The sequence below is a fragment of the Desulfovibrio sp. OH1186_COT-070 genome (genome assembly GCF_003860215.1).
GTDB lineage: Bacteria > Desulfobacterota > Desulfovibrionia > Desulfovibrionales > Desulfovibrionaceae > Desulfovibrio.
The window spans coordinates 1-824 of record NZ_RQYH01000111.1; the positions used below are offsets into that span (position 1 = coordinate 1).

At 46.7% G+C, this 824-nt stretch carries 1 protein-coding gene; it reads right to left on the reverse strand.

The genetic code is table 11. From position 1 onward, the window contains the following. The coding region (locus EII23_RS12100) for an Abi family protein (protein ID WP_185702404.1) at positions 1–544 on the reverse strand (544 nt) is incomplete at its 3' end. Between the last annotated feature and the right edge of the window lie 280 nt (positions 545–824).

Consider the following 824-nt stretch of genomic DNA (forward strand, 5'->3'; position numbering starts at 1 on the left):
CTTTTGCCAGCCCGCCAAGCTGTCGGCGGATTTCATCCGCAATCGCCAGCTTTAGCTGTTGCCCGATACCACCGGCTTTAGCCGGTGGAGCATTCATTTGAAAAGTGTTTGATATATTTTCGTCACTCTTCAAGCACGAGGCCTTGAGTTCAACTATAGATTCAAAGTATGATTCATCGTCAAATCTGAAAAGATCTTTATCAAGGTGCGCATGAGATCCGTATTTTATTCCCAGAGTATATGCCCATTGCGTTTTTATGGAAAGTTCAATTCGTTCTATTGCGTCTAACAATAATATACGCAGATCTCGATCAAAGAGATAAATATCAAGGACAGAATCAAAAGTTGTGGCTTCGTGGAATTGGTGAGGGTCCCGGCTCTTCTCAAAAGGCAGCCAGTATGCTTCCAGGTGGTAATAATTGATGTGAGCCAAATATCTCATTGCCCGTTCTGGATCATCAATAATCATTCCTCGCTCTGAGAGTATTTCGACTTGTCTTTCAAGTGTGGTTGCGGGTTTTTCGTAGCATTTTTTTTCACCCATGCTCTCACCACCCCTAAAAAAAGAACCGCCCTGGTGCGCATTGTCAAGAGGCGTGGGCGGTGTTGTTGGAAGTAATCTATGTATTCATGCAATTTTCGTCAAGAGTGATTTGCATAAAACCGACGAAAAATCTGCGGCGTTGCGACTGGTTATCGAAGTGAACCCCCGTCCCGACCGAAGGCGGCGCGGGACGGCGGCTTTTTTGCGTGCATGATCTCGCCTTGCCCGTCGAGCATCACTGGGATAGGATGTGTGTATGGGGGCTGGACGAAAGCCGGGT